The sequence below is a fragment of the Labrys neptuniae genome (genome assembly GCF_040797145.1).
Lineage (GTDB): Bacteria > Pseudomonadota > Alphaproteobacteria > Rhizobiales > Labraceae > Labrys > Labrys neptuniae.
The window spans coordinates 1-25,587 of the sequence record NZ_JBFNQD010000019.1; the positions used below are offsets into that span (position 1 = coordinate 1).

Consider the following 25,587-nt stretch of genomic DNA (forward strand, 5'->3'; position numbering starts at 1 on the left):
GCCGGCATAGATCGGCCGCTCGAACGTATCGGACGAGACGACCTTGACGATGTCGGAGATCTGCATGACGTCGAGCAAGGCGGCAACGCGCGGCAGCACGTTCTTCCAGGCCGCCGTCGAGGGCGCCACGATGGCGTCATAGCCGCCGGCCAGGCTGACGATCAGGGCCGCCGTCGGCTCGGCCAGGCGATGCTCATAGGCGGCATCGGCCACCAGGACCTTTTCGACGCCCTGCAGCTTGGCGGCCTGTTCGGCGGCAGCCTGGGCGTTGGCACCGGCCACCAGCACATGCACCGGGCCACCGAGTTCCTTGGCGGCGGTGAGGGCACGGTTGGTGACGTCCTTGAGGCCGGTGGCGTCGATCTCGGCGATGAGAAGAGTGGTCATGATATCAATCCTCCTGCGCTCAGATGACGCCGGCTTCGTTCTTGAGCTTGTCGACCAGCTCGGCCACCGAGGCGACCTTCTTGCCGGCCTGGCGCGCCGGCGGCTCCACCGTCTTCACCACGGTCAGGCGCGGCGCGATTTCGACGCCCAGCGCCTCCGGGCTGGTCTCGTCGATCGGCTTCTTCTTGGCCTTCATGATGTTGGGCAGCGAAGCATAGCGCGGCTCGTTGAGGCGCAGATCCGTGGTGATGATCGCCGGCAGGTTGAGCGCAACCGTCTGCAGGCCGCCATCGACCTCTCTGACAACGTCGATCTTGTCGCCGCCGACCTCGAGCTTGGAGGCAAAGGTGCCCTGCGGCCAGCCCAGCAGCGCCGCCAGCATCTGGCCGGTGGCGTTCATGTCGTCGTCGATGGCCTGCTTGCCGAGGATGACCAGGCCCGGGTTCTCGTTACCGATCACCGCCTTCAGGAGCTTGGCCACCGCCAGAGGCTCGACGGTGGCGTCGGTCTTGACCAGGATGCCGCGGTCGGCGCCCATGGCCAGACCCGAGCGCAGCGTCTCGGCCGCCTGGGCCGGACCGATCGACACCACCACCACTTCGCTCGCCTTGCCGGCTTCCTTCAGACGCAGCGCTTCCTCCACGCCGATCTCGTCGAAGGGGTTCATCGACATCTTGACATTGTTGAGATCGACACCCGAACCATCGGCCTTGACGCGGATCTTCACATTGTAATCGACCACCCGCTTCACGGGCACGAGCACTTTCATTTTTTCGTTTCCCTGAGTTTGCATTGGGCAACGTTACATGCGGCTGCGAAAGCCTTGAGGATCGTAGGGGGACTCTGAAATCACCTGCGCTCTGCGCATATCGCCGAGGATTGGTACTTCGAGCTTGGTACCTGGATCAGCCAGTTCCACCGGCAGCAGTGCAAAGGCTATGTCGTGCCCGAGGGTGTAGGAATAACCACCGGACGTGATGCGACCGACAAGCTTGCCGTCGTGATAGACGCCTTCGTAGATGAGAGAGCTTGCTCCATCGGTGTCGATGGAAATCGTAACGGAACGCTGGCGAATTCCCTGTTCTTTCTGGCGGATGAGCGCGTCCCGACCGATGAAATCCGCCTTGTCGAGCCGGATGAACCGATCCAGGTTGCTTTCCCACGCTGTCAATTCTGGGTTCATATCGCGATACATGGCGCGATAGGATTTCTCCAGCCGCAGCGATTCAAGCGCGTGCAGGCCAACCAGTCGCAAGCCATGCGGCTCGCCCGCCTTCAACAAAGCCTCAAGAAGGTGGCGTTGGTAGCAGAGCGGATGATAAAGTTCCCAGCCAAGCTCACCTTCGTAATTGACGCGCAGCAGGCGAACGTCGCTTGCAAGGCCGACCGTGCCGGACCTGACGCTGAACCAGGCAAAGGCCTCGTTGGTAAGATCGATCTCGGTGAGTTCCTGAAGCACATCGCGTGCTTTCGGCCCGACGATCGTGAAACAACCGCGCTCGTTGGTTACATTCCGCAGTTGCACGCCGCCGTCCTTGGGCAAGAGCCGGGACAGGTCATCGAAATTCCAGCGCTCGGCCCTAGGCGTCGAAACCAGGTAGAACACATCGTCGGCAAGCCGCGCGACGACGTACTCGGCCTGCACTCCGCCCGACCGCGTCAGATGATGGCTAAGATTGACTCGTCCTGTCTTGGGCAGGCGATTGGCCAGAATGCCGTCGAGCCATGTTTCGGCGGCGGGACCGGACACCTCGAACTTTGTCATCGGCGTCATCTCGACAAGGCCAACGCCATTGCGGACGGCATGAACCTCTTCGCCGACATATTGTCCCTTCTCGGTCCAGCGCCAGCTGTACTGATCTTGGGCCTCTATCCCCGCCGGCGCGAACCAGTTCGGCATTTCCCAGCCATTCAAGACGCCCCAGACGGCGCCCCGCCCGGTGAGAATGTCATAGGAGGGAGCAGTCTTCTGCGGACGGGCGGCGGGCATGTCCTGCCCAGGATAATGCTGCTCGGCATGCGTGCCCCAGCTCTCGCGGACCTTGCGGCGTGTCCACTCCTTGTTGGCATAGTCGCCGAATCTGCGCGGATCTAGTTCGGACGTATCCAGGCTGTTCCCGCCCTCGACGATCCGCTCGGAGAGGTAGTAGCCGATCGCCCCGCCCCAGAGGATACCTCCCGGCACGCCTTCAGCGAGCCAGACATTTTCCAATCCCCAGGCAGGTCCCATCAGAGGCAATTCGTCGGCCGTCATCTGGAAGGGGCCGCGCACATTGGCCTTGATGCCGACCCGCCCGAGCGCTGGAACGAGGTCCATCGCGCGCTCCCAATTCCATGCCACCGCGTCGAAATCCTCCTCGACGAGATCAGCTCCGAACCACTCCGGAACGCCATTTTCGGCGAAGAGCTTGAGATGCTCGGTCTTCTCATAGGGACCGAACATCAGGCCGTCGCCTTCCTCTCGTAGATAGCCTTCGAAGGCTTCATCGCGCAGGATCGGCATTTCCCGCAGACCCTGCCGCTTGCGATCCGCGATCTCCGGAACGGTATCGGTGATCCAGTACTGATGAAGGATCGGAATGGCCGGAATCTCCAACCCCAGCATCGCGCCGGTCTGCCGGGCATAGTTGCCGGTCGCGGAAATGATATGTTCACAGACGATCTCGCCCTTGTTCGTCAGAACTTTCCATTCGCCGCTCATAAGACGTTCGAAGCCGCGTACTTCGGTGTTGAGATGGACCTTGGCACCGCGGTCACGAGCGCCCTTGGCCATGGCCTGGGTCACGTCGGCGGGTGCAATATGCCCATCATCGGGATGATAGAGTGCACCAAGCATCTCATGATTGTTCTCCAGCAGCGGCCAGAGCGCCTTGATTTCCTGTGGAGTTACCAACTCCGCCCGGATCCCCTGGACCTCAGCTACACTCATGTAGCTCTTGTATTCGTCGAGGCGATCACGCGTATTGGCGACCCGGAGCTGACCGCATTTGTGCCAGCCGACTTGCTGCCCTGTTTCGGCTTCCAACTGCTCGTAAATTTCAATCGTCTTGGCGATCATACGCCCGATATTGATGCTGCGGGCATAGGAAGGAATAAGCCCGGCGGCATGCCAGGTCGAGCCAGCGGTCAACTGCGTGCGTTCCAGCAGCGCTACATCGGTCCAACCTCGCTTGGTCAGGCCATATAAAATGGCCGCGCCAACGCAGCCGCCACCGATAACGACCGCTCGAGCATGAGTCTGCATGAATACCGATCCCAATAAGATTTCATGTGAGACTACAAAGCCATCCGCCGTTTGTGACGTTGCAAAAAAATGCACCAAAGCATAACTTCAATTCATGCATAGACTGCGATCCCTGGTCCCCTCCGCGAATTACCTGTTCGTCTTTGAAGCTGCGGCGCGGCGAAGAAGTTTCACAGCCGCCGCCCAGGAACTGAACGTATCGCAGCCAGCGGTCAGCAAGACGATTAAACTTCTGGAAGAGGCGACCGGTCTGAAACTGTTCAGACGTGAAAATGCGCGCCTGGAACTCACCGCTGAAGGACACAGATTCTACAAGGAAACGCAGCAGGCCTTCGATCATCTGCACATGGTGCTGACGTCGCTGAGAACCAGGCATTCGAACGACACGGTCAGAGTGTCGTTTTCCGCTTCCTTCGTGCAGCTATGGCTTTTGCCGCGCCTGAAGGATTTCAAGTCCCGGCATCCGGACATTGTCCTGCGTATCGAGGAAAGCAGCCGCGACGACCAGGACCTCAACGAAGAGGACATCGATATTTCTGCGAGGCTGGGCAACGGCAAGTGGCCGGGGCTGGAGGCATGGCATTTCGTGACCGAGGAAGTCGCGCCGGTCTGCAATGCGGAGTATTTGCGGGATCATGGCGCCATCGATACGCCCGCTGATCTACTGAGCCACCCGCTTCTGCATTTCGAGGAGCGGCATCGTACGCGCTTGGGATGGCGGGAATGGCTCACACGTCAGGGCGTGCCCCTGCCGCGTCTTCGCCAGGATTTCGTTTTTACCGATGCCCTTGGATCGATCGAAGCCGCGGTCCTTGGCCAAGGCATAGCGCTCGGCTGGAAGCATCTCGTCCATGACCATGTCGAGGCGGCACGTCTGGTCTACCCGATCGATGCCGTGCATCGTTCGGGGCAGGCGATCTATCTCATCATGCCGACACAACGTCCCGCCAAACCAGCGGCCATGCTGTTTCGGGACTGGCTGCTCCAGCAGAACGCGGACGCACCCATTCGCATGATCGGCGGAACATCCGCGAATGCACAGAGCGCACCCCCCTCAGTTCCGCCCGAGGGAAAGAGATAGTGGTCCGTCGGCGCTGGATGGTGCCTATGGTCGGGGTTCCGAACCTTACATGTTGCCGGCATACGAACGACGAACAAGGCTTTGCTGGACATAGTTGATCATCGTGATGAAGTCGAAAACCGGCCGTCCGGTAGCTGCCTGTACGGCATGCGCATAAGGCGGCAGATCACTGCATTCCAAGAGGATGGAACGCACCTGGGGATGTTGCTCTACCAATTTGCTGGCGACCTCGGTCACCTCGCGTTCGATTTCGTCAGAATCCAGCGTACCCTTTTCTTCGAGAATCGCTCCCCGAAATTCCGTCTCGCCCTCCATGCCGGCGATCGCCAGGGGAATGTCACCGGGCACCGAGCAGGCTGAAAAATGCCGTTGCGTAAGCCGCGAGGCGTCGGCCGTGATGATACCGACACTGCCGCCGCAAAGCGCATGCATGAAGGGTATCTGCATGAGGCTGGACAGGAAGACGGGAATGTCGACCGCTGCCGCCACCTCCTCCTGGAAGTAAGCCATGAACCCGCAGGCACCGGTGATGGCCCGGACACCTCTGTCCCTCAATTCGACCGCCGCTTCCACGAAAGCTTCCTCCAGAGCCGGATCGCGCTGGTTCAGCAGCCGTTCGATGGAAGCGCCACGCACCTCCTGGAACCGTACGGGATAGTCATAGGTGGTTGCGTTGCCGACATTGCCGGGAATGCAGGGATAAGCGGCATCCAGTATGAGAATGCCGATCTGCTCGCCGTACCAGGACTGGGACTTGCGCCGAACCTTGTACACACTCATCGTTATTGTCTCAGTGTCATCAAAAAAGGGGGAGCAGAAAATAGTTCTGCTCCCCTGGCCCGGCTATTGAACCAGGCGCGGATCGCCGGTATCGGCTGCGGTACCGTCGAGACCGTAGGACTTCAGGATCTTGACGATGGTGCCGTCCTGATGCATCGCCGCGATATCGGCATCCAGGGCCTGGCCAAGGTCAGTCGCCTTCATGGAGTAGGGGAAGGCGGCCTGAGCGGCTTCCTTCGTGGCTTTCACGCGATCATCGGGTGCCGCGATCTCGACCTTGACGTCCTTCAAGGCACCTTTCTGCGCGGCGACGACGCCGGTGGAATAGCCGTCGACGGCAACCTGGATACGGCCCGCGAACAAATCCTGCTGCATGTTGACCGAGTTGGGATAAAGCTTCAGCGACGAGCCCAGCATGGTCTTCAGGTCGGCGACCCAGAGATAGCCCTGGACGGTGCCGACCTTCTTGCCTTGCAGATCTGCGACCTGCTTGAAGCCTTCCTTCGAATAGATCGCCATCTGGTCCGTATAGAGGGGCGCGGACAGGCTCATGACCTTTGCTCGCTCCGCGGTGCGATACCAATCGCCGGTCGTGATGTCGGCCTGGCCTGAGAGGATGTACTGGATCGCTGCGGCGGGATCGACAGCCACGGCTTTCACCGTCAGACATTCTCGCTTGGCGAAATCGGCAGCGATGTCTCCATCGATACCTTTCATCGTGCCAGTCTGATCCATGAACGAATGCGGCGCGTAGGTTGTCACGGCGACGGTCAAGGTTCCAGGTGCGATGGTGGTGAACTTGTGCTTGGGCGTGCAATCTTGCGCCGACGCCAGCTGCACGCAGGCGGCCAAGCCGGCAGCGGCTGCCAAGATAGTATAAGCCTTTGATTTATTTGAAGGCACGCTGGGCTTCCTTTCAATGCGGGTTAACGTTGGGCATAGAGGCCCGCCCGCCTCTCGACATGACTCACGAAGAGGGCGGCTGGTATCGATACGCAGGCGTAGAGGGCACCAGCGCACAGAAGAGCTGGAAAGTATCGGAATGTGGTCGAGCCGATCTCATAGGCGCTGCTGACCAGTTCCGGCAGAGCGATTGCGAAGCAGAGTGACGTACCCTGGAAGATCAGGATCGAAAATCCCAATAGGGCCGGCAGAGCGACTCGCAAACTTTGAGGCAGCAGGATGAAGCGCAGTTCGTCTATTCGGGTGAAGCAAAGCGCCTCTGAAGCTTCACGCTGCCCCTGCGGTATGGACAACAGGCTGGCCCGCATGATCTCGCTCGTATAGGCGCCGGTGTTCCAGGCCAGGGCGATGATCGCCGCAGCGAATGACTCGATCGTGAAGTTCAGACCCGGCAGGCCGAAATAGATGAACTGCAAAAGCACCAGCGCCGGTGCGCCGCGCCCCACCTCGACGAGAAACAGGGAAAGGGCTCGCAGGGCCTTGTTGCGGACCATCACGCCGAGGGCGAGCAGGAGTCCGAAGGGAATCCCGACAAGAAGGCTGAAGGCCGTGACCTGAAGGCTGACGGAAAAGCCAGCAAGCAGATCCGGCATCCACGAAATGATTTCGTCATATGTGGGAAACATCAGCGTGCCACCTTGCTTCGAAGGGCGGCATCCGCCTTGCGCGAAAGCCAGGCCACCGGCAGGCTCAACAAGATGTAGAAGAGCCCAACGATCGCGAAGATCTCCAGGCCCCTATACGTCAACTGCGAAAGCTGGTTGCCCTGATAGGCGAGTTCTGCCACCCCTATGGTGGAGGCGACAGCGGTTTCCTTCATGAGGCCGATGAGGTAGCTGGCGGTCGTCGGTATCGCCACTCGCAGGGCCTGGGGAGCCACAATGTCCTTCATTGTCGACCAGCGACCGAGGTCGAGCGCAGCGCATGCCTCCCATTGGCCGGTATGGACGGCATTCAGCGCACCGCGATAGATCTCCGCCATGTTGGCGCCGGCGATCAGGCCGAGCCCGCACAAGGCGGCTATGAAGGGACTGATCGGAAAGTAGGACATCCCGACACCAAAAAAGATGATGAACAGCCAGAGTATCGGCGGTATTGCCCGAATGATCTGGATGGCGATCAGGGTAGGCACGCGCACCAAGGCCAAGCGGTTCGTACGCGCCGCCAGGAGCGGCGCACCCAATATCGCTCCGATGATGAAGGAGCCCAGGGTCAGGGCTGCCGTCCAGGCCAAGCCCCCGAGAAAGATCGTTGTATAGGCCATGCTCATCGGTCATGCACCGCGCGCAAAAATCGCTGCGTCCGCTCATGCTGCGGATTACGCATGACTTGGGCCGACGGGCCTTTTTCGACGATCCGACCGTCTGCCATGATCATGACCGTATCGGACACGTTCTCGGCAAATCCCATTTCATGCGTCACGACAATCATCGTCATGCCGCTGTCCGCGAGTGCGCGCATGACTGCGAGCACTTCGAGCCCTAGTTCGGGATCAAGAGCGGAGGTCGGCTCATCGAACAGCATCACCTCCGGTTCGAGCGCGAGCGCACGGGCAATGGCGATGCGCTGTTGCTGGCCACCCGAACAGCGGACTGGAAACTGGGATGCCTTGTCGGCAAGTCCGACTCGGCTGAGCAGTTGCAACGACCGCTCGTCGGCTTCGGCGCGCTTGCGGCCGAGAACCCGTTCCTGAGGAAGGCTGACGTTCCGAAGGACCGACATATGGGGGAAGAGGTTGAAGGACTGGAAGACCATGCCGACGCGTCGACGCAGGCCTGACAATTCCTCACGGGAGACTGGCCGTGCGGCGTTGATGGTTGTTGGACCAATTGTGATCGTGCCGCCGTCCGGCCGCTCCAGGTAGTTGACGCACCGGAGCAATGTGCTTTTCCCCGAACCACTCGGGCCTATGATCGCAAGGACTTCGCCTGCCTTTATGTCAAGGTCGATTTTATCGAGGACCGTCAGTGTTCCATAATGTTTGCTAAGGGAATCAAGGCGAATGAGTGAATTGTTATTCTCTTTTTTCATCGCCTTATGATTCCTGAATTAGTACAATTCTTCTGCTCCTCGCTGTGAATTTAACAAATAGATACGCATTGTATCCCATCGAATTCCTCCCTTACATTCAATATCTCGACACCAAAAGGAGATGTAGTCTTTCTCAAGAGAATGCTTGTCGTAGATTATTGTTTTTATTTCCCCGTCGGTATTTTTTACTTCTATTTAAAACGGTTGTAGCATGAGGGGTAGCAGTGGAGGAGTAGGAAAAAAATGTGCCGATGCATATCCTCAAGTTATGCATATTGCTTCAGAATTCCGGGGGCTCTCCAGGCAGTTGGGCTCAGGACTTCGGTAACGGGGCGTCGCAGTCAGGCGATTTTGGGCGAGCATAGTCGTCCGCTTGCAGGCAGATGTGTCGATGCTTAGAGCGCTCGACAAAACCTCTTCCTTGCTCTGAAGGCGATGATGGCGTCGGCGATAGTGAGTTCGACGACCCAACGGAGCTTTCCGAGATGGCTGCTGCTTTCGATGCCCCGTCTGGCGATGCGCGGTATGATGGATCGGTTCCGCAAATAGCGTCGGCAACGATCGAAGTCGTAGGTGTTGTCGGCATGGACCTTGCGTCTGCCGAACCGGTCAGACGGCATCGACGACGGCGGTCAGGGCCATGCTGTCGTGGCGATTGGCTCCGGTCAGGACGACGGCGAGAGGAACGCCGGCACCGTTGACCATGATGTGGCGCTTGGTGTCCGGCTTGCCGCGGTCGGTCGGGTTCGGCCCCGTCCCGTCGCCCCCCTTTTCGCGGGAACGCAAGAAGCATCCACACTGGCGCGTGACCAGTCGATCTGTCTGGCGAGGCTCAGCCGGTCAGCATGTGCCGATGGATCTTGTCCCAGAGCCCGGCATCCTCCCAGGTCCGCAGCCGACGCCAGCACGTCATGCCCAAGCAACCCGCTACCTCGAACGGCAGGCGTTCCCAGGGGATCGCCGTGTAGAGAACGAACAGGATGCCGCCGGGCATGCCCCGAGCCTCCACCGAAGGTCGGCCGCCCTTGGGGCGCGTCTCCCGCGCCGGCATCAACGACGCGATCTCAGCTCACAAATCATCAGGAAGAAGCTTCTTCGCCATGCCGACAAACTCAGGCCGGTTTGGTTAACAAACGGTTTTGTTAGGTGTTCTAAGTCATTTCACGAATCGCATGATGGAGGTATTATAATAATGCATTCTCAGACTCTTCGATAAAGGCAGCTCACAATGATGAGCAAGATGAACTTAGCTGAAGTCACCAACTGTCCTCGCCCGAGACTTCTGCGAGCTAGAGCACCGCGACGAAGAGTGGATGCCGATTTTCGGAAAAAACGGTGCAACAACAATGATCTACACGATCAAATCCGATTCCGGAATCGAGTCTGATCCTGTAGCGAATGACGAATATGGAACCAAACGAAGTTACTTTGGACAATTGCCTGGTGGGGACGGCGTGAGCGACGTGCTACAGCCGCAAAGTGCCCACGGGCGGCAGATGCTGCCTATCATACGCCAAGTGACGCCGGGTTTGGCGCTGGCGTGGCTGGCATTGGTGGCCCTCCTGGGATGGTGGATGTCACAGCGGATCGTGGCGGAGCATCTGGACAGCCTGGCGTCCAGCGCCCAATACGAGACCATCACCACCGCGCGCATCATGGACCGCTTGTTCACCGAGATGGTCAGCGTGGCCAATATGGTGGCAGGCCAAGCCGACGTGATTCAACTCGCCGTCCGCTATCGCGCGGATCCGCCCGGCGCTGCCGCCCTGACGCGCCAACAGCGCGCCGTGCAGTTCACGCAAGACCCCCTGGTGCGCAAAGTCGGCGACTTCATGAATGCGCTGGCAAGTGATCTGGGGTATGCGCGCATTTATATGAACAACATGTCGGACGACACGGTGACGGCCAGCAATTGGGCCGAGTCCGATAGCATCGTCGGCATGATCTACTCGGGTCGGTCCTATCTCATCGATGCATTGCGCGACGGTACGGGGTCTTCGTTCGGCATCGCCCGGCTGAACAAGACACCATCCTATTTCGTGGCCAGCCGTATTGTCGACGCGAACGACGTGCCGCAAGGCTCGGTCACGGCTAAGTTCGATGCGCCCAATGTGGCATCCTACCTGACAGGACGACACATTGCGCTGATCGTGAACCGTCAGGGGCGTGTGATCACCGCTTCGTCCGACAGCTTCATGCTTCGCAATGTGGCGGCACTTCTCCCACCAGGCACGGTACGGCCGCCGGACAATGAAGAGGAGCCGGGCGAACCCATGGACGTGCGCGCGATCGCGGGTGCGACTCATGCCGACCAATGGCTTATCGACGGCAGGCCTTATCTGCTGCGGCATCAGCCGCTGGCCGGTACACCGTACCAATTGTTCACGCTTGCTTCTCTCGAGCAATTGGTACCCATGCGCAGGCAGCATTTTTGGACGGCAGGGCTGGTGGCGGCGTTCGGGCTGGCCTTGATCCTGCTCTTCGACCGTGTGGCCGCGCAGTTTGCCGAGCGCCGCCTGCGAGCCGAACAGGCTCGCGATATCGCCAGGTCCCAAGCAGCCGAGCGAGAACTGACAATCAAGGTTCGCGAGAGGACTGCGGAGCTTGCGGAAAGCAACACTTCGCTGAAGGCGGAGATCGATCGGCGTCATTTGCTCGAGGCGAAGCTCAGGCAGTCCCTTGATTCCGTTAACGACGCTTTGGCGCAGCAACAGGACTTTGTGGCTATGGTGTCGCATGAGTTCCGCGGCCCGTTGGCCGTGATAGCCGTCGCCGCGGACAATCTGATGGCTTCTGTGGCTGAGGGTTCCGACAACATAAAGCTGCGCATCGACAAGATTGGCCGCACCGTCAAGAGAATGTCCATGCTGATTGAAAACCTCCTCGCCGGTGACAGACTCAATACCGGGCTGGTGCCTTTTGTTAAGGTGGAGGTATTTGACCTCAACGAAATATTGCATACCGCCAAAGCGGGCCTGGACGATAATGCCTCGAGGCGCGTCAACTTCATTCATGATGATCATGATGATGCGGCAATGGTAAAGGGTGACCGCGTTCTGTTGGAGATTGCGGTGCAAAACCTGATCCAGAACGCTCTAAAATATTCAGCTTTAACAAAGCCAGTGACGGTGCGGCTGTCGACCGATCAAGGCGTTGCGTTTGTCCATGTGACCGACCAGGGGACCGGCGTGGCACTCGGCGATCGTGATTTCATATTCATGAAATACTATCGCGGATCCGGAAAAAGCGCGAGTGGCTCTGGTCTGGGTCTCTACATTTCACGGGAGATCGCCCAGCAGAACGGAGGTGAGCTTATACTGGCGGCCAGTGACGCTACGGGGTCGACATTCCGTCTTTCACTACCCCTCGAGAGGTCAGCCGGCCTGTCTCAAGAGCATGAACTTCGCAACTCCCAACCCGTTCAGCTCGAGCCCTGAGCTACGTGTAGAGAATTTTGCCTGCGATCAACATCCTAAGGGCGAGGATTTTTCGTCTGCGATGGACGTCCGGCTTCGTAATACGGATGTTGAGATGGTTCGCCCGCTGGGGAGGATTACGGTCGATCCGGCGACCGAGCCGGGCGCAGGTTGGTTTGCATAATCTGCATATCGTCTTATCGCTGCTGGCTAAGCAGTCTCGAGGGCAGCCCAGATCGCCATATGATGACGTGATGCTTTGGGGATAGGCTGGCCTTGGCTTTTTGCATTTTGGATCCACAGGCTGATTGCCTCCTGCACTTTGGCGAGCGTTCCCTCCGGCGTCTCGCCATTACTCGAGCAGCCAGGCAGGTCCGGGACGATCGCGGTGAAACCACCACCGTCAACCGCTGCTCTTGGTTCGACCAAAACTGCATATTTGAGAGCGCTCATGGTTCCTTTCCAATCGAACCGGATTGCCAATCGATCGAATGAGCAATCCGGCAAGAATCTCCTTAGCCGGCTTGTAGGAGGCAGGTTCCCGCGGCAATCCCTGCTTGGTGACCGAACAACTGAGTATGGATGCGTTCAGGTTCCAAATCGGCAACAATGGTTTCCACTTCCGGAATCGGCGGTGTATTTGCCGACTTGAGTAGATCTGCCCAATCCGGAATTTCTCAGCCGCAGGTCCAAAATTCGAGGCAAAAAACCTGCCTTCATCGCAAAGTGATTTTGCCTCGAACGCAAGTCACTGCATTGCGTCATCTGTCGTGGGCAGCCCCACCTACCATTTATAGCGTGCGCCCACCGTGCCCTTGACCGTGTAGTTGTCGTTGCCGGAACTGCCGGACAGGGCGGTGGCATAGTCTGCCTCGCCATAGACGCTCCACTTGTCGTTCCAGGCATAGGTGCCGCCGAGACCAACCTCGCCCCAAAGGCCCTTTTCCCGCTGCTTGACCGAGGTGCCGGCAACGTCGACCTTCGTGTCCCGGAGGAACTCGTTGGTGAGGTTGACGATGCCATAGAGCTGCATCCGGCGGACATTGCCGTCGGCGTCCTTCCAACTGTCCAGCTTCTCCACGCGCACGCCGGCCCGGCCCTTGAGGCTGTCGCCAGCGCCGAGGGAAACCCTGTTGCCGAGCGTATCGGTGAAGCTGTCGAAATTGACATGTGTCCAGGCGAGTTGCACCTGCGGCACCACGCTCCAGCCCGAACCGAGATCGAAACGCCGGCCTATTTCGAGGCTGAGGGCGGTGGAGTAGCCCTGATTGTCACCGCCGCGCTTGTTGGAAAGACTGCTCTGGTAAAGCGTGAACTGGCCAATGCCGTCGGCGTAGAAGCCATTGGCTCCGAGCCAGGTCGCATTGACGCCGATGCCGTAGCCCTCACTGGAGATCTTGCCCTTGCGCACCGCACCGGTGACAGGATCGCGGGTAATGTCGATGTCGGCCCGCGAGGTGCCGATGGTGGCATAGCCGCCGAGCGTCATCTCGCCGGCCGCGCTTTCGGATACCGCGCCCTCATAGCCGGCCTGCAGGAAACCAATGCTTTCCTTGTAGGACGAGCCGATCGAGGGGCTGAAGGATGAGTATTGCCCTCCGATACGCCCCCAGGCGCCCTGGCCATAGATGACCGGGCCGCCATTGACATAGACGCTGGCCTGCTCGGCATTGACCTTGCACTTGTAATTCTGGGCCGGGTCCTTGCACCAAATGGTTTCCGCGGGGGTGCCGTTCGGCCAGATGCGGTTGCCGGTGCGCTGCTGCAGCGTCCCCAGCGTCGAAAAGGCGAAGTTGCTCAGGATCTGGGCATAGGGCAGGGAGGTTTGCGTCGGCTCGTTCAGGCCGACATTGCGCAGGAACCAATTCTCGTCCGTCGGCGTGCCCGTATTCGGATCGAGGCCACCCCGGAACAGGTTGTAGTCATAGGCACCCGCGGAAACGGTCCGGGTGAGATGGAAGGCATCGGAGTTGGTCGTTCCGCCATTCTCCACCCGCACCACTTCGATACCGTCCTTGATGGTCGCCGCGCCCGGGCCGCCATTGTTGACGATGGTCAGGCCGGTCGATCCCGTGGCGCTGCCGCCATCGATCACGATCTGATCGGATGGAGAGGAATCATCGCCCAGATAGGTATTCACGACGACCGTACCGACTGCACCGCCGGTGCCTCCGACGAAATTCGAGGTCGTCAGCGTCTTGTAGGCGCCGCCCGCGGGCGGCGTGAAGACGATGAGCCCTGTATTGTTGGTGGTGCTGGTCGCATTGTTGTTGACTGTGGAACTGGCCGTCATGGTCCAGGTGCTGGCGCCATCGACGGTCATGGTGTTGGCGTTCAAGGCTACACCGGTCAGCCTGCTCCCGGTCAGTGTCGCATTGGCCTTGGCGGCTCCCTCTCCCACGACGTTGCCGGTCAGCGCCATGTTGGTGAAATTGCCGCTGGTGCTGCCGCCAACGGCATGCACCACGATGCCGCTGCCCGTCGTGGGGGCGACGCCGGTCAGGTTGGCGACGACATTGCCGGCCGTTCCGGTGATCAGGTCACCCGTCGCGCTCAGGGAACCGCCCGTCATCGTCACCGTGCCGTCGCCCGTGCCGAGAATGCCCGACGAGCCGGTCCCGTGGGCCGTCACGGCGGTGCCGGTCGCGTTGATCTGGCCGCCACCGTTGACGGAAAGGCCCGAAGCGGCCTGCGTGGTGACGGTCGAGGCTGTCAGCTTGACATTGCTTCCCACCCCTTCCGATAGCGCACCGAAGGCTCCAGCTCCGCTGGTGTTCACTGTGGTATTCGCAGCGTCGACGACACCGCCCTGCATCGCGTGCAGGCCCATGGCGTCGACACCCGAAGTGGTGACCGCCGTGCCGCCGTTCGCACTGCTCGCCAGTGTGACCGTGCTGCCGGGACCGGTCGCCCGGACACCATCGGCGGTGAAATTGGCGGTCGGGGCGCCACCGGTCGTGATGGTGCCGCCGGCAACCGTGGCAGTGCCACCGGCATTGGCAACGACACCGATGGCACCGTCACCGGTGGTTGTGAGCTTGTTGTCCGTGATCGTGAGCGTGCTGCCGGCCCCGTTGGCCTCCGCGCCATTGGATTCCTTGCCAATCTCACTTGCCAAGTAATGGCCGCCGGACGTGCCGAACCCTGCCTTGTACCCGGTGGTGATCTCGCCGCCGGTTACACTCATCGTACCGCCGCCCGTGGCACGGACACCGGCACTGGACGGGCCGGTCGTCCTGACGATGGCATCGGTAATGGCGACCTTGCTGGCCGTTCCGTTCCCATCCGTCCCATCTGCAATCGCGCCGGTGGAGCCGGTCTCATAGGTGAAAATGCCGTAGCCCTTGAAATCGATAAAAGCCCCACCCTGAGCCACCGCGCCGGCGCTGGCCGCGCCATAGGTGGTTACGCTGCCACCCTGGTCAATCGTGATCTTGCTGCCGGTCCCCTGGGCGAGGAGCGCCACGGAATTGCTGATGAGCGTTCCATGATAATTGCCGGTCACGACCGCGCCGCCGTGGATGGTGGCCGTTCCCCCATCGGTAACCAGCATCCCCGCACTGTTATTGCCGCGGGTGTTGATATAGCTGCCGTTCGTGACGATGGTGCTGCCGGCACCCGAAACGAAGGCGCCGGCCGTATCCTCGCCGAAAACGAATCCACTCACGACGTTGAGGGTGATCTGGCCACCTGAATCAGCGACGAAGGCAGAACTGCCCGTGCCATTGGTTATGATACCGGTTGTCGTGGCATCGATGCCGGTTATCTCGATCTTGCCACCATTGGCGGCATAGGCGGCATATGCATTGTTGCCGTATGTGACCACGATTTGTTGCCCGGTATTCGGCGGTAGCGTCACTCCGTTAGAGTCAACCTTCACATTGCTGCCGGTTCCGGTTGCGAAGATGCCATGGCTACCATCGCCCCCCGTGGTGACGAGCGTACCAGTTGCATTGATGTGGCCGCCGCCATCGGCATAGAGGCCGTGACTGCCCGCGCCGGTCGTATCGACATGTGTGGCGTCGTACCCCTCGCTGCCACCCGGCGCGCCGCTCAAATTGATCGTTCCGCCGCCGCTTGCATGGGCGCCGGCGCCGGTACCGCTCGCCTCCAAGCGGACAACGTTCCCCGTGTAGATCCCGGTGCCCGAGGCACTGACAGCGTCCGTGGCGTCAGTGCTAGATCGGGTCGGAGTGCCCGGCGTGCCCGTATCCGTGCAACTGCCCGAGGAGATACTCACAGGCGCATCCGGTGCCGGTGCGCATTGTGCCAGGGCTTGGGACGGCATTGCCGTCGCTGACAGGGCTGTCGCGAGCAGCGTGCTTCCCAGGAACAGCGCTTTTGGGCTGCACCCGTGAAGGAGGTGACGAAGCATCAATTCTCTTCTCACCATCCGCCTCAGGCTCTCGCCCTGTTCATTGCCAGCCATGTTCCGCCCCCTAACGCGCCCGGTCTCGTAGGCATCCGGCTGGCGATTGACTTAATCACACAGCCGAGTCTGTTCCGTAATGTATCGGGAAATCATGAATATTAAATACGTTTAAAAATGTAAATACGAGTAATGATTTTTGAATTAAATCTATTATATATTTTATTTTCACTTCCTTTCACTTCCTGTCTCTTGCTTTCATTTGTGTTGGTGTCGTATTGCTATGATTTCATAGCGGTACTCCGTGGACAGGGCGCGCGAGGACGGCCTCGTCGACTTCGTTGGGGTTGATTTGCTCGATAAAGTTAAAATTATAGTTATAAATTTTAAAATATATAACCAAATATAGATAATAGATTGAAATCTATGCATTCTTTTTCAATTGTATCTATAATTAATTTTATGTATTAAATATCAAAATTAAGTATTTACATTCCTAAATGAGTAAGTATATATTTTTGTGGATGTGTTGGCATATATTATCCGAGGGGTGTAGGTCAAAATGGTCTTTTTGACGCGAATTTTCATACCGATGACTGTTGGAGTCGTGCTGGCAGGCTGTGTTTCCAACCCGACTACGACGGTGCGGCAATCGGCGCCTGACCAGTTGGCGATGTCCCAACGAGATGCCCGTTTCCTCGCCTCCCTGCCCGACGTAAAAACAAACCCGTCCTATGTGCGGACAGTGGTCGATACCCCCACCAAGGCGCCTCCCGGAACGATCGTCGTGGATGCACCGAGGCATCTTTTGTATTTGACCCTCCCTGACGGCAAGGCAATTCGCTATGTCGTGGCAACCGGACGTAACGGCTTTGCCTGGCGAGGGTCTGTCTATGTCGATCACCAAGCCGCATGGCCAGACTGGAATCCGCCGGCTGACATGCGCAGCAGGGATCCGCGCGTGCAGAAAACGAGCGGCGGTCCTGAAAATCCGCTGGGAGCCCGGGCGCTCTATCTCTACGCCAATGGTGCGGATACCCTTTATCGCATACACGGCACCAACGATCCGTTCAGCGTCGGCATGCCGGTTTCTTCCGGATGCATTCGCATGAGCAATGCCGACATCATCGATCTGGCCAGTCGCGTGCCCAATGGAACGCGGGTCATGGTGTATTGAGGGAGCACGAAGTCGAAGTAAGTCTTCCCTGCCACATACGGCCATAACCGCATCGCAAGAACCTCGATCGAGGAAAATCTGTGAAACAGAACATGCGAACTCTGTGCGTATGGATGTAGCCATGCCGGCTTTCAGGTCTTTGTGGGCTTCTTCCTGGAGGGCGGTAATTTGCCCGCTTTGCTTCTTTTGGTTGTTGTTCCAGAAGGCTGCTTTGCATTGGGCTGTGGTTTCGCGGGCTGTTCCGGCCGAGCGCTTAGGAGATTGTCGACCGAAGGCGGTTGCGGCGGCTCAGGGGGAGTCTCCCCGTAAGCGGTCTGGAAGCTTGGGAAGGCCTGACGCATCACGACAGCGGGGGCCGGTCTGTCGCTCTGGAACGCGGTGGCGAGCTGGTTCGGCACCGCCGAGGCGGTGCGCTGGTCCGGCTGGTCGGCAGAAATCGGCGGCTTGAGACTGCGCTTGGTGCGGTGATCAGGGTCCGCAACCGTTCGCCCGCTCGGGGACTTGCCGACAAGGTAATTCTTCTGCCATTTCTGCTCCAAGGTTATCGGATCCCCCTGGGCAAGGCCGATGTTGAACTTGGTGCGCTCGCTGAGCCAGAGTTTGTATTCCCTTTCCAGCTGGGGCTCGTCCGCGAGGGGGCGAGTTACCGGCTGCACGCTCTCGATCGGCAGGCTGGGCACCAGCGTAATGAAGCAGAACGGCTCGTCCTTGGCGAAATAGACCGTGCCCGGCTCGGTGAATTTCCAGTTCATGGTGAAGGTGAAGGGCAGCCAGCTGGTTTCCACCAAGCCGTCGAGCGCCTGGATGCCGTGCTTGAGGCGATTGGGCGCACCACGCGCCCACGTCATCCATCCGGGCGCCGTGCGGAAGAGATAGCCGGGGTGAAATGTGATGATGCCGTGCCCGAAGCCGAGGGACACATGATGCATAGGCGCCTTGGGATCATCCGGACGCAGGATCACATCATCCTTGCCGTTGAGACCCGTCCAGGTTGCCCAAAAGCCGGTTGGATTCAAAAGCTCCCATCCGGTGGTATTGGCCATGGTCAAGGGCGTGCAGCGATAGGCAAAACGCTGGTTGGTGAAGTCCATCCAATCGCGTTCGGCGCTGCCGGGAACGAGGCGAGGGGGGCTTGCTGTGACGGAAAAACATTCCAGTTGCGGTGCGCTGATCGCCAGGTCACTCATGCGACACTCTTACTTGGCACTGTGGTTCACAGGACAGCCGAAGACGGGCTGGTTGAGCCCCCGCTTGACGCGGTGGTCCGCGTCGGCGGCGCTTTTTCCCGAGGGCGACTTGCCGGTCAAATAATTCTTCTGCCATTTCTGTTCCCGGGCAAAAGGATCACCGGCATCCTTGGCCGCGCTGAATTTGCTGCGTTCGCTCGCCCACACGAGATATTCCCTGTGCAAACCGGGCTCCTCTTCAAGCGGGCGGATGACCGGCTGGACATCCTCGATCGCCACGCTGGGCATCAGCGTAATGAAGCAGAAGGGTTCGTCCTTCTCGAAATGCACGGTGCAGGGCCGCGTGAAACGCCAGTTCATGGTGAAGGTAAAGGGCAGCCAATTGGTCTCCACCACGCCATCAAGCGGATGGATGCCGTCCTTGAAACGATTGGGCGAGCCGCGCACCCAGACGACCCAGCCCGGATCGGTGCGGAAAAGATAGCCGGGGTGAAAACTGATGATGCCGTGGCCGAAGAAGAAGCCAGTCTGATGCAATTTCTCCCCGGCGACGTGCGGGCGTAGAATGATGTCGTCACGGCCGTTTCCACCAGTCCAGGTCGCCGAGAAACCCGACGGATTGAGCAGTTCCCACCCCGTTGCATTGGCAATGGCCAAGGGCGTGCAGCGATAGGCATAGTGATCGCTCGTCCGATCCATCCATTCGCGCTCGCTGCCAGCGGCGACGAGTCGCGCGGGATTCGAATGGATTGAAAAGCCTTCGAGCTTCGGCGCCTGCATGATGAAGATTCCGGTTGAATATATCGTCTCGCCCGAAAATCCGGATCGGATCGAGAACTGGAACGGGCATTCCTGGCCTCGGAGCACCCAACAATTATGCGAGCAGCGCCTGCCGGACATCGTTCAACGAGAAGCAGTGTCTTTACGCCGGCCTAGGAACTCGCGACTGTCGGCCTCCCGGCCAGTTCAAGATCTCAAGACAACACGTTTAAAGCCAGCCGTTGATGAGCATCAATCTGGGATACTGTCCGGTAGCCTCGACGCCGCCGCGGCAGTTTAAGTAAGACCAAATTGGGAAGGGCGCACCGGACGCACGAACCCGATTTCCGGGCTACCCTCTTCAATTGGCCTCTACACGGTCTGAACTGTCGCAAGACCCGTCTATTCCAGAATTTTCTCGATCTGTACCAATCTCCCATCCGAGGCCTCGGGAATAGCACCTGCTGTCCCGAAGCCTCGTCTGGTCACGGGTGGCCCCCGGTCGTGGGCCACCCGATAATGGAGACCGATCGAACTTCGTGGATCAGACCGTTTATACGCCGGAGGGACCGGGAGGACCGGGAGGTCCCACTGGGCCAGGATCTCCAACTGGGCCGGGCTCACCCGGCGCGCCAGTCTCACCGGACGGACCGGTTGGACCCGTGGGACCGGCTGGTCCGGTCGGACCCAGCGAGCCCGGAAGTCCATCTTTCCCAGGCTCGCCGGGGGCGCCAGGCTGACCAGGAGCGCCAGGCTCGCCATTTGCACCAGGAGCGCCGGGCTGTCCATCTGTTCCAGGCGTGCCGGGCGGGCCTTCGGCCCCGGGCGCACCAGGCTCGCCATTCTGACCAGGCGTTCCATCCGTTCCAGGCGTACCATCCGTTCCAGGCGTACCTGGGGTGCCGGGCGTACCGGGTGCTCCTGGAGGCCCAACGACCAGGACCGGTGGCGGCCGCTTGGTTCCCCTGGGCATTTCGGCGGCATCGCGGCCGATGTAACTCGGCAGATAGTCCTCGCGATCCCGTTGCTTGAGGGTGCGTTCGGTCGGCGCATCCGGTGCCGTGAAGACTCCGCTGCGCTTCTCGCCGAAACCATCGCCGCCATAGGTGACTGCCGGCATGCTGGTGTTGCTGCCCGTGCCCAGGAAGAAGCGCAGACCGCCCTGGACGGTCAGGTCGTTGCCCTTCTTGCGGCCGAAGGAGCTGTCGAAACCACTAACCCTCTTGCCGTAGGCCACATCCGCGAAGAGGGAAGCGGCGGTATTGGTGTTGAAGTTCACGAGATATTCGGCACCGCCGACGACCTGGTTGCGACCGCCGGTGTAACGATGGCCCACATTCAGCTTGAGATTGTCCGTCGCATACCAGGCGACGCGAACATCATCGAAGAATCGCAGCTTGCTGTTGAGGTTCTCGTATTCGAGCCCGGCCACGCCCTGCAGCGTGAAGGGGCCCCAGTAGAGCTGGCCCTCGAGGCCGCCCTTGGCATTCTGGTAGCCATAGACCGAGTTGCCCTGACGCGACGCGAAATAGCCGGTGCCATATAGGAAACTGCCATAGCCACCGATTGCACCGATGGTGGGATCGCGCCAGAACACATGACCAGCCCCGCCATAGAAGCCGGTATTGCTGGCAACGCCCCCGACGACGTCGGCCTGCGCGCCAAACGACTGCCCGAGTGGCAGCGCCAGCGAGCCGCCGGCATAGCCATAGCCCGAGCCGCCAAAGCTGTTGCCGCCGCCTAGTTCCAGCTTGCCGTTGACCGCGGCCACAGCCTGGGTGCCGGGCGGCGCCTGCACGGACCCGGCCACTGGCGTGGCAACCGGGGCCATCTCGACATAGTCGCGTCCAGCCCCGGCCGGCGGCACGTGAGCCGTTTTCCGCCCCAGCCGCCGCAACTCCGCCTTGGCCTTGGAAGCTTCGGACGTTGCGACCTTCAGCTGGCTTTCCAGCGCCTTCTGGCGATTCTGGAGATCCACGATCATCTTGAAGAGTTGTTCGTTGGTCGCAGATTGCGCCCAACCCGTGGCGGGCGCCCAGAAGCACGCCAACGCCAGGACAGAACAACTTAGACTAAACTTTCCATGTACGGCCATGATTGACCTTTCTAAACAGAGGTTAGCCTAGGTCATGCACCGAAAGTTTGAGAATCATAATCCCCCCAACATCGACGATCACCAAACAAATAATCGCTACCGCGATACCTCCGATTCGTCAAGTTTTTCTGAAATTATTGCTTAAGAATTTGAAAGGCTTATTAAAATTACCTTACGTAACTAAAATAAATATAGCCACGCGATGTCGTCGCGTGGCCAATGGATATTTTCGGAGAGAGTGGGCCGTCACAAAAGCGTCGGCCCTCGGACCTTCAAGAACCCAGGACGGAGGCGGGAGCGGAGAAGAAGTCCTTCGACCCTCCTGGCCGTACCAAACCGCGCATCGATAGGTGACGCATCGGGCTCCATTTTCTGTCGCCGCGAGAGAGCGGCGACAGATGTGCTCGTGGCTATGGACAGGTCTTTCCGCTTACCACTTGTAACGGAAGCCCACCGTTCCCTTGGCGCTGTAGTTGTCGCCCGAGGCGAGGGCGTGGCCGTAGCTGGCTTCGGCATAGACGCTGGACTTGTCGTTCCAGGCATAGGTCGCGCCCGTTCCGATTTCACCCCACAGCCGCTTGTCCTGCTGCTCGACGGTGGCACCGGCGATCTTGACCGAGGTGTCGCCCATGAACTCGTAGCTCAGATTGGCGATGCCGTAGAACTGCAGGCGGCGGGTTTCGCCATCCTCGCCCTTCCAGCTGCTCAGGTTCTCGACCCGCACGCCCAGGCGGCCGAGCACGCTGTCGCCGTCGCCGATGGAGACCCGGTTGCCGAGGGTGTCGGTGAAGGAGGAGAAGTCCACATGGGTCCAGGACAGCTGAGCCTGCGGCACCACCGACCAGCCCGATCCGACGTCGAAGCGCTTGCCGACCTCCAGGCTCAGCGCGCTTGCCCAGCCCTGGCTGCTGCCGTTCTTGTTCGACAGATTGGTGTCATACCAGGTGAACTGGCCGATCGCATCGGCATAGAGCCCATCATTGCCCAGCCAAGTCGCATTGACGCCAACGCCGTAGCCGTTGCTGGTGATCTTGCCCTTCGAGCGTGCCGCACCGGTGACGGGATCGCGCGTGGTGTCGACCTTGACCCATGAGCGGCCCACCGTGGCATAGGCGCCCAGCGTCAGCTGGCCGTCCGTCGTCTCGTAAGCCGTGCCTTCATAGCCGGCCTGCAGGAAGCCGATGCCCTGGGTGTAGGACCCACCCTTCTTCGGATCGTAGGAGGCATAAAGTCCTCCGACGCGTCCCCAGGCACCCTGGCCGTAGATCACCGGTCCACCGGGGGCGTATTTCATCACCTGGTCCGACGGCAGGTCAGCCGCGACCTGCGATCCGCCATTGGGCCAGATCCGGCCGCCGGTACGCTGCTGCAGCGTGCCCAGAGTCGCCTGCGCGAAATGCGAGAGCGCGCCGGCATAGACCACCGAGGTCTGCGCCTCGGCATTCAGTTCATTCGTCGAACGCAGGAACCAGTCGTTCGCGCCGCTCGCGCCGCCCATGTACAGGCCGTAGTCATAGGCGCCCGCCGCCACGGCCGAAGTGAGCCGGAAAGCGTTCGCGTCCGAGGTACCGCCCACCTGGATCACTTTGATGCCGTCCTTGGTCTGCGCGCCCAGGCCGCCGACATTGTGGACCGTCAGCTTCGTGGAACCCGTGGCATCGCCGTTGATTACCAGTTTGTCGGTCTTCGAAGAGTCGTCGCCCAACTCCGTGTCGATCTCGACCGTACCGCCATTGCCGACATAGTCGCCGTCGATGGTGGTGGTGTCGCCGGCGCCCTTGTCAGCCATGGTCAGCACGCCGCCATTCGTGAAGGTGCCGACTTGGTTGAAGGCGGTATTGGCGACGGCCGCGCCGTCCTTGGCGGCGATGATCGTGCCGGTGTTGTTGACGCCGTTGTTGGCGGTGCCCGCACCGAAATTGTTGGTGGCGCCCGCCGTATCCCAGGTGCCGGCGTTGTTGACGGTGTTGCCTTTGTCGCTGACGAGCTGAACCGAGCCGGTGATCAGGCCGGAACCGGAATTGGTGATCGTCGCGGGGCCATTGGCAAAAATCGCCTCGCTGAGGGATGAATTGGAGGTGTTTCGAACCGTACCGGAGTTGTTGATGGTGACCGCAGTTCCGGCGGTAAGGGCATGGATACCGTGGGTGTTCCCTTCCACAATACCGGTCGTGGTGATCGTCGTCGTGCCCGTACCATGCTGCTCGGTATAGATGCCGTCGTTGTTGCCTGTGGCATTGTTTACCGCAACGTTGATGGCCTTCGTATTGACACCGGCTATGACATTGACGGCATTGCCGCCGCCATGCTCGGGAAATTCGGTTTCAATAGTCGTCGCCGTGCCAGTCACGATAACGTCAATGGAGCCGCTTGCGGAATCGGCGTTAATGACGTTAACGCCGCCCATGTCGCCATATGCATTGTTGGCTTTGACATAGACGTCGCCAGCCCCGAAATTGTTGGCCTCGATAGCGGCCCAACCGCCAAGACCAAAGCCGGCCTTCGCAGTGCCGTTGGACTCGATGTGGATTCCGCCGTTGCTGTGATTCGTGGCAAGAATGCCAAAGCCAGCACCAGTGGTATCACCTGCGGTGATCTGGATACTTGAATTCGAAGTCGTATTATTGTTGATCGCGTAGATTCCAGATTCACTGCCAATGGTGAAAAATTCGTTCGTGGTCGAACTACCAGGGGCCGTGATGACGAGATTACCCGTACCGTTGTTTTCGGTATAGATGCCAAAGCTAGTGCCGTGCGTCGTCGTACCGGCATCCGTATTGACCGTAAGATCGCCGGTGGCCGCAGCGGTGTTCACATTATAGATGCCGTAGGTCCCATCGGCGACAACATCGCCATGGGTTGTAACTGCGGATTTTCCCGTGCCGCCATTAAACGCCTGTATGCCGTTAGCACCAGCGGTTACATTATTGGCTGTGATGGTAAGGTCTGTCGTATTCGCATTCGTGCTAACGGCGATACCATTGCCACTATTGGCCGTGACGTCGCCGACATCGACCTTCGTGTACCCCGCGCCGGGACTGGCGTCGACAACGAGGTTCACACCATGTCCGCCGGTAGTGGTGATGGAGCCTACTGTGATATCGGTATTACCATTGCCGCTGGAGAAGCCAGAGATACCGCCGCCGCCGCCGCCGGTGATCGTTCCGACATTGACGGTGAAGTTGTGGGTGTTCGGACCGTTGTCGAAGACGATGCCGGTGCCGATGCCGCCGTTGTCGGAGTCCGCGTTGATCGTGTTGGCGGTGACCGAAATATCGCCGGTGCCGGCGTTGCCATTCAAATTGATGCCGTTATCGCCAGCATTAACCTCATTGACATTGATCGTCAGACCCGTGGAATTGCCCCCCATGGTAGCGATGATGCCATCACCGCCCGCCGAGGTGATGACGCCGCTGGAGGTAATTGCCATGGAACCGGTGCCATTGTTGACAGCATCGATGCCATAGCCGTTGCCCGTGACGTTATTGACGTCAATCGTCAGGCCGGTGCTTGTCGCGGACGTCTGGGCGAGAATACCGCCGTTGACCGTTCCGGTGATCGAGCCTGTCGACTTTACAACGAGGGCGCCAGCACCTTGCTCGGCGATGTCGATACCGCCAAGGCCGGTGATGGTTGCTCCTGTCGTATCGGTAAAGCTCGTGCCACCGCTTCCCCTGATATAGAAAGCATCACCAAGAACACCGCCAACGCCGGCATTGATCCCGAAGCCCGACTGGGTGGTGACCGCTACCGGTGCGGTACCATTGCCAAGAATCTGCCCGGTTTCGTTTTGGGTCGGACTGGCCGCTCCCGAGCATACGAAAGTCGCCGGGTCGCAGCTTCCCGCGAACGCCGCGCCGGGAGCCGCTACCATTCCACCGCAGGACAGCGCGGCGGCGATGGCAATGGTCGAGGTTAAGGCTTTCGGATGAGCGAGGCTACGCTGCGCCACCCGAACCGGGCTACCTACCGTTAAAGTAGCTCCAAGAGGCGAAGAAGACTTCTTGTGCTTGCCGACGAGTCGAGAGGACATGGGGATTTCCATAATTGAACGTATTTTTGAACATATTTACTCCCCAGATTCCTCACAATTTCACA

The 25,587-nt window shown here is 59.7% G+C and carries 18 protein-coding genes and 1 pseudogene; 3 read left to right on the top strand and 16 right to left on the bottom strand.

Annotated features, from left to right (window positions below):
• The 3 genes and pseudogenes from ABXS05_RS30390 to ABXS05_RS30400 form a co-directional block, all read right to left on the bottom strand.
• A pseudogene (locus ABXS05_RS30390) lies at positions 1-387 on the bottom strand (electron transfer flavoprotein subunit alpha/FixB family protein); the annotation flags it as partial.
• Positions 388-406: 19 nt separating this feature from the next.
• The gene (locus ABXS05_RS30395; RefSeq protein WP_367626476.1) at positions 407-1,156 is read right to left on the bottom strand and encodes an electron transfer flavoprotein subunit beta/FixA family protein; all 750 of its coding nucleotides are present in this window, start codon (positions 1,154-1,156) and stop codon (positions 407-409) included.
• 33 nt (positions 1,157-1,189) lie between these two features.
• Complete coding sequence (locus ABXS05_RS30400) at positions 1,190-3,631, bottom strand: GcvT family protein (RefSeq protein WP_367626477.1); 2,442 nt, start codon at positions 3,629-3,631, stop codon at positions 1,190-1,192.
• A gap of 94 nt (positions 3,632-3,725) precedes the next feature.
• On the opposite strand from ABXS05_RS30400, the gene ABXS05_RS30405 reads away from it, so the two are divergent.
• Positions 3,726-4,712 (top strand): LysR substrate-binding domain-containing protein, encoded by a 987-nt coding sequence (locus tag ABXS05_RS30405; protein WP_367626478.1) that lies wholly within the window; start codon positions 3,726-3,728, stop codon positions 4,710-4,712.
• A 45-nt stretch (positions 4,713-4,757) separates the two neighbouring features.
• Here ABXS05_RS30405 and ABXS05_RS30410 read toward each other — a convergent pair whose 3' ends face one another.
• From ABXS05_RS30410 to ABXS05_RS34895, 7 genes are all read right to left on the bottom strand, one after another.
• The gene (locus ABXS05_RS30410) at positions 4,758-5,492 is read right to left on the bottom strand and encodes an aspartate/glutamate racemase family protein (protein ID WP_367626479.1); all 735 of its coding nucleotides are present in this window, start codon (positions 5,490-5,492) and stop codon (positions 4,758-4,760) included.
• Between the two features lie 63 nt (positions 5,493-5,555).
• Complete coding sequence (locus ABXS05_RS30415) at positions 5,556-6,362, bottom strand: ABC transporter substrate-binding protein (RefSeq protein WP_311935603.1); 807 nt, start codon at positions 6,360-6,362, stop codon at positions 5,556-5,558.
• A 56-nt stretch (positions 6,363-6,418) separates the two neighbouring features.
• Entirely contained in the window at positions 6,419-7,048 is a 630-nt protein-coding gene (locus ABXS05_RS30420) for an amino acid ABC transporter permease (protein ID WP_311935600.1), read from the bottom strand.
• A 32-nt stretch (positions 7,049-7,080) separates the two neighbouring features.
• Positions 7,081-7,719 carry an amino acid ABC transporter permease gene (locus ABXS05_RS30425; protein ID WP_367626480.1) on the bottom strand — a complete coding sequence of 213 codons (639 nt, stop codon included), beginning with the start codon at positions 7,717-7,719 and terminating at the stop codon, positions 7,081-7,083.
• 2 nt (positions 7,720-7,721) lie between these two features.
• Entirely contained in the window at positions 7,722-8,486 is a 765-nt protein-coding gene (locus ABXS05_RS30430; protein WP_367626481.1) for an amino acid ABC transporter ATP-binding protein, read from the bottom strand.
• 609 nt (positions 8,487-9,095) lie between these two features.
• Positions 9,096-9,272, bottom strand: coding sequence for a transposase (locus tag ABXS05_RS34890; protein ID WP_437178711.1), 177 nt, complete (start codon positions 9,270-9,272; stop codon positions 9,096-9,098).
• A gap of 46 nt (positions 9,273-9,318) precedes the next feature.
• Positions 9,319-9,540, bottom strand: coding sequence for a transposase (locus tag ABXS05_RS34895; protein WP_437178712.1), 222 nt, complete (start codon positions 9,538-9,540; stop codon positions 9,319-9,321).
• A 259-nt stretch (positions 9,541-9,799) separates the two neighbouring features.
• On the opposite strand from ABXS05_RS34895, the gene ABXS05_RS30440 reads away from it, so the two are divergent.
• Positions 9,800-11,923, top strand: coding sequence for a sensor histidine kinase (locus ABXS05_RS30440; protein ID WP_367626482.1), 2,124 nt, complete (start codon positions 9,800-9,802; stop codon positions 11,921-11,923).
• A 189-nt stretch (positions 11,924-12,112) separates the two neighbouring features.
• Here ABXS05_RS30440 and ABXS05_RS30445 read toward each other — a convergent pair whose 3' ends face one another.
• Positions 12,113-12,355: a type II toxin-antitoxin system HicB family antitoxin gene (locus tag ABXS05_RS30445; RefSeq protein WP_367626483.1), complete on the bottom strand. Its 243-nt coding sequence runs from the start codon at positions 12,353-12,355 to the stop codon at positions 12,113-12,115.
• 331 nt (positions 12,356-12,686) lie between these two features.
• Positions 12,687-16,016: an autotransporter outer membrane beta-barrel domain-containing protein gene (locus tag ABXS05_RS30450; protein ID WP_367626484.1), complete on the bottom strand. Its 3,330-nt coding sequence runs from the start codon at positions 16,014-16,016 to the stop codon at positions 12,687-12,689.
• 817 nt (positions 16,017-16,833) lie between these two features.
• Here ABXS05_RS30450 and ABXS05_RS30455 point away from each other — a divergent pair.
• Positions 16,834-17,448, top strand: a complete 615-nt coding sequence (locus tag ABXS05_RS30455) for a L,D-transpeptidase (RefSeq protein ID WP_367626485.1) — start codon at positions 16,834-16,836, stop codon at positions 17,446-17,448.
• Positions 17,449-17,579: 131 nt separating this feature from the next.
• On the opposite strand, the gene ABXS05_RS30460 is transcribed toward ABXS05_RS30455, so the two are convergent.
• From ABXS05_RS30460 to ABXS05_RS30475, 4 genes are all read right to left on the bottom strand, one after another.
• Positions 17,580-18,635 carry a DUF6065 family protein gene (locus ABXS05_RS30460; protein ID WP_367626486.1) on the bottom strand — a complete coding sequence of 352 codons (1,056 nt, stop codon included), beginning with the start codon at positions 18,633-18,635 and terminating at the stop codon, positions 17,580-17,582.
• Between the two features lie 9 nt (positions 18,636-18,644).
• Positions 18,645-19,415 (bottom strand): DUF6065 family protein, encoded by a 771-nt coding sequence (locus tag ABXS05_RS30465; protein ID WP_367626487.1) that lies wholly within the window; start codon positions 19,413-19,415, stop codon positions 18,645-18,647.
• A 532-nt stretch (positions 19,416-19,947) separates the two neighbouring features.
• A complete protein-coding gene (locus ABXS05_RS30470) occupies positions 19,948-21,378 on the bottom strand; it encodes a collagen-like protein (RefSeq protein WP_367626488.1) in 1,431 nt (476 codons plus the stop codon).
• Between the two features lie 541 nt (positions 21,379-21,919).
• Positions 21,920-25,522 (bottom strand): autotransporter outer membrane beta-barrel domain-containing protein, encoded by a 3,603-nt coding sequence (locus ABXS05_RS30475; protein ID WP_367626489.1) that lies wholly within the window; start codon positions 25,520-25,522, stop codon positions 21,920-21,922.
• Between the last annotated feature and the right edge of the window lie 65 nt (positions 25,523-25,587).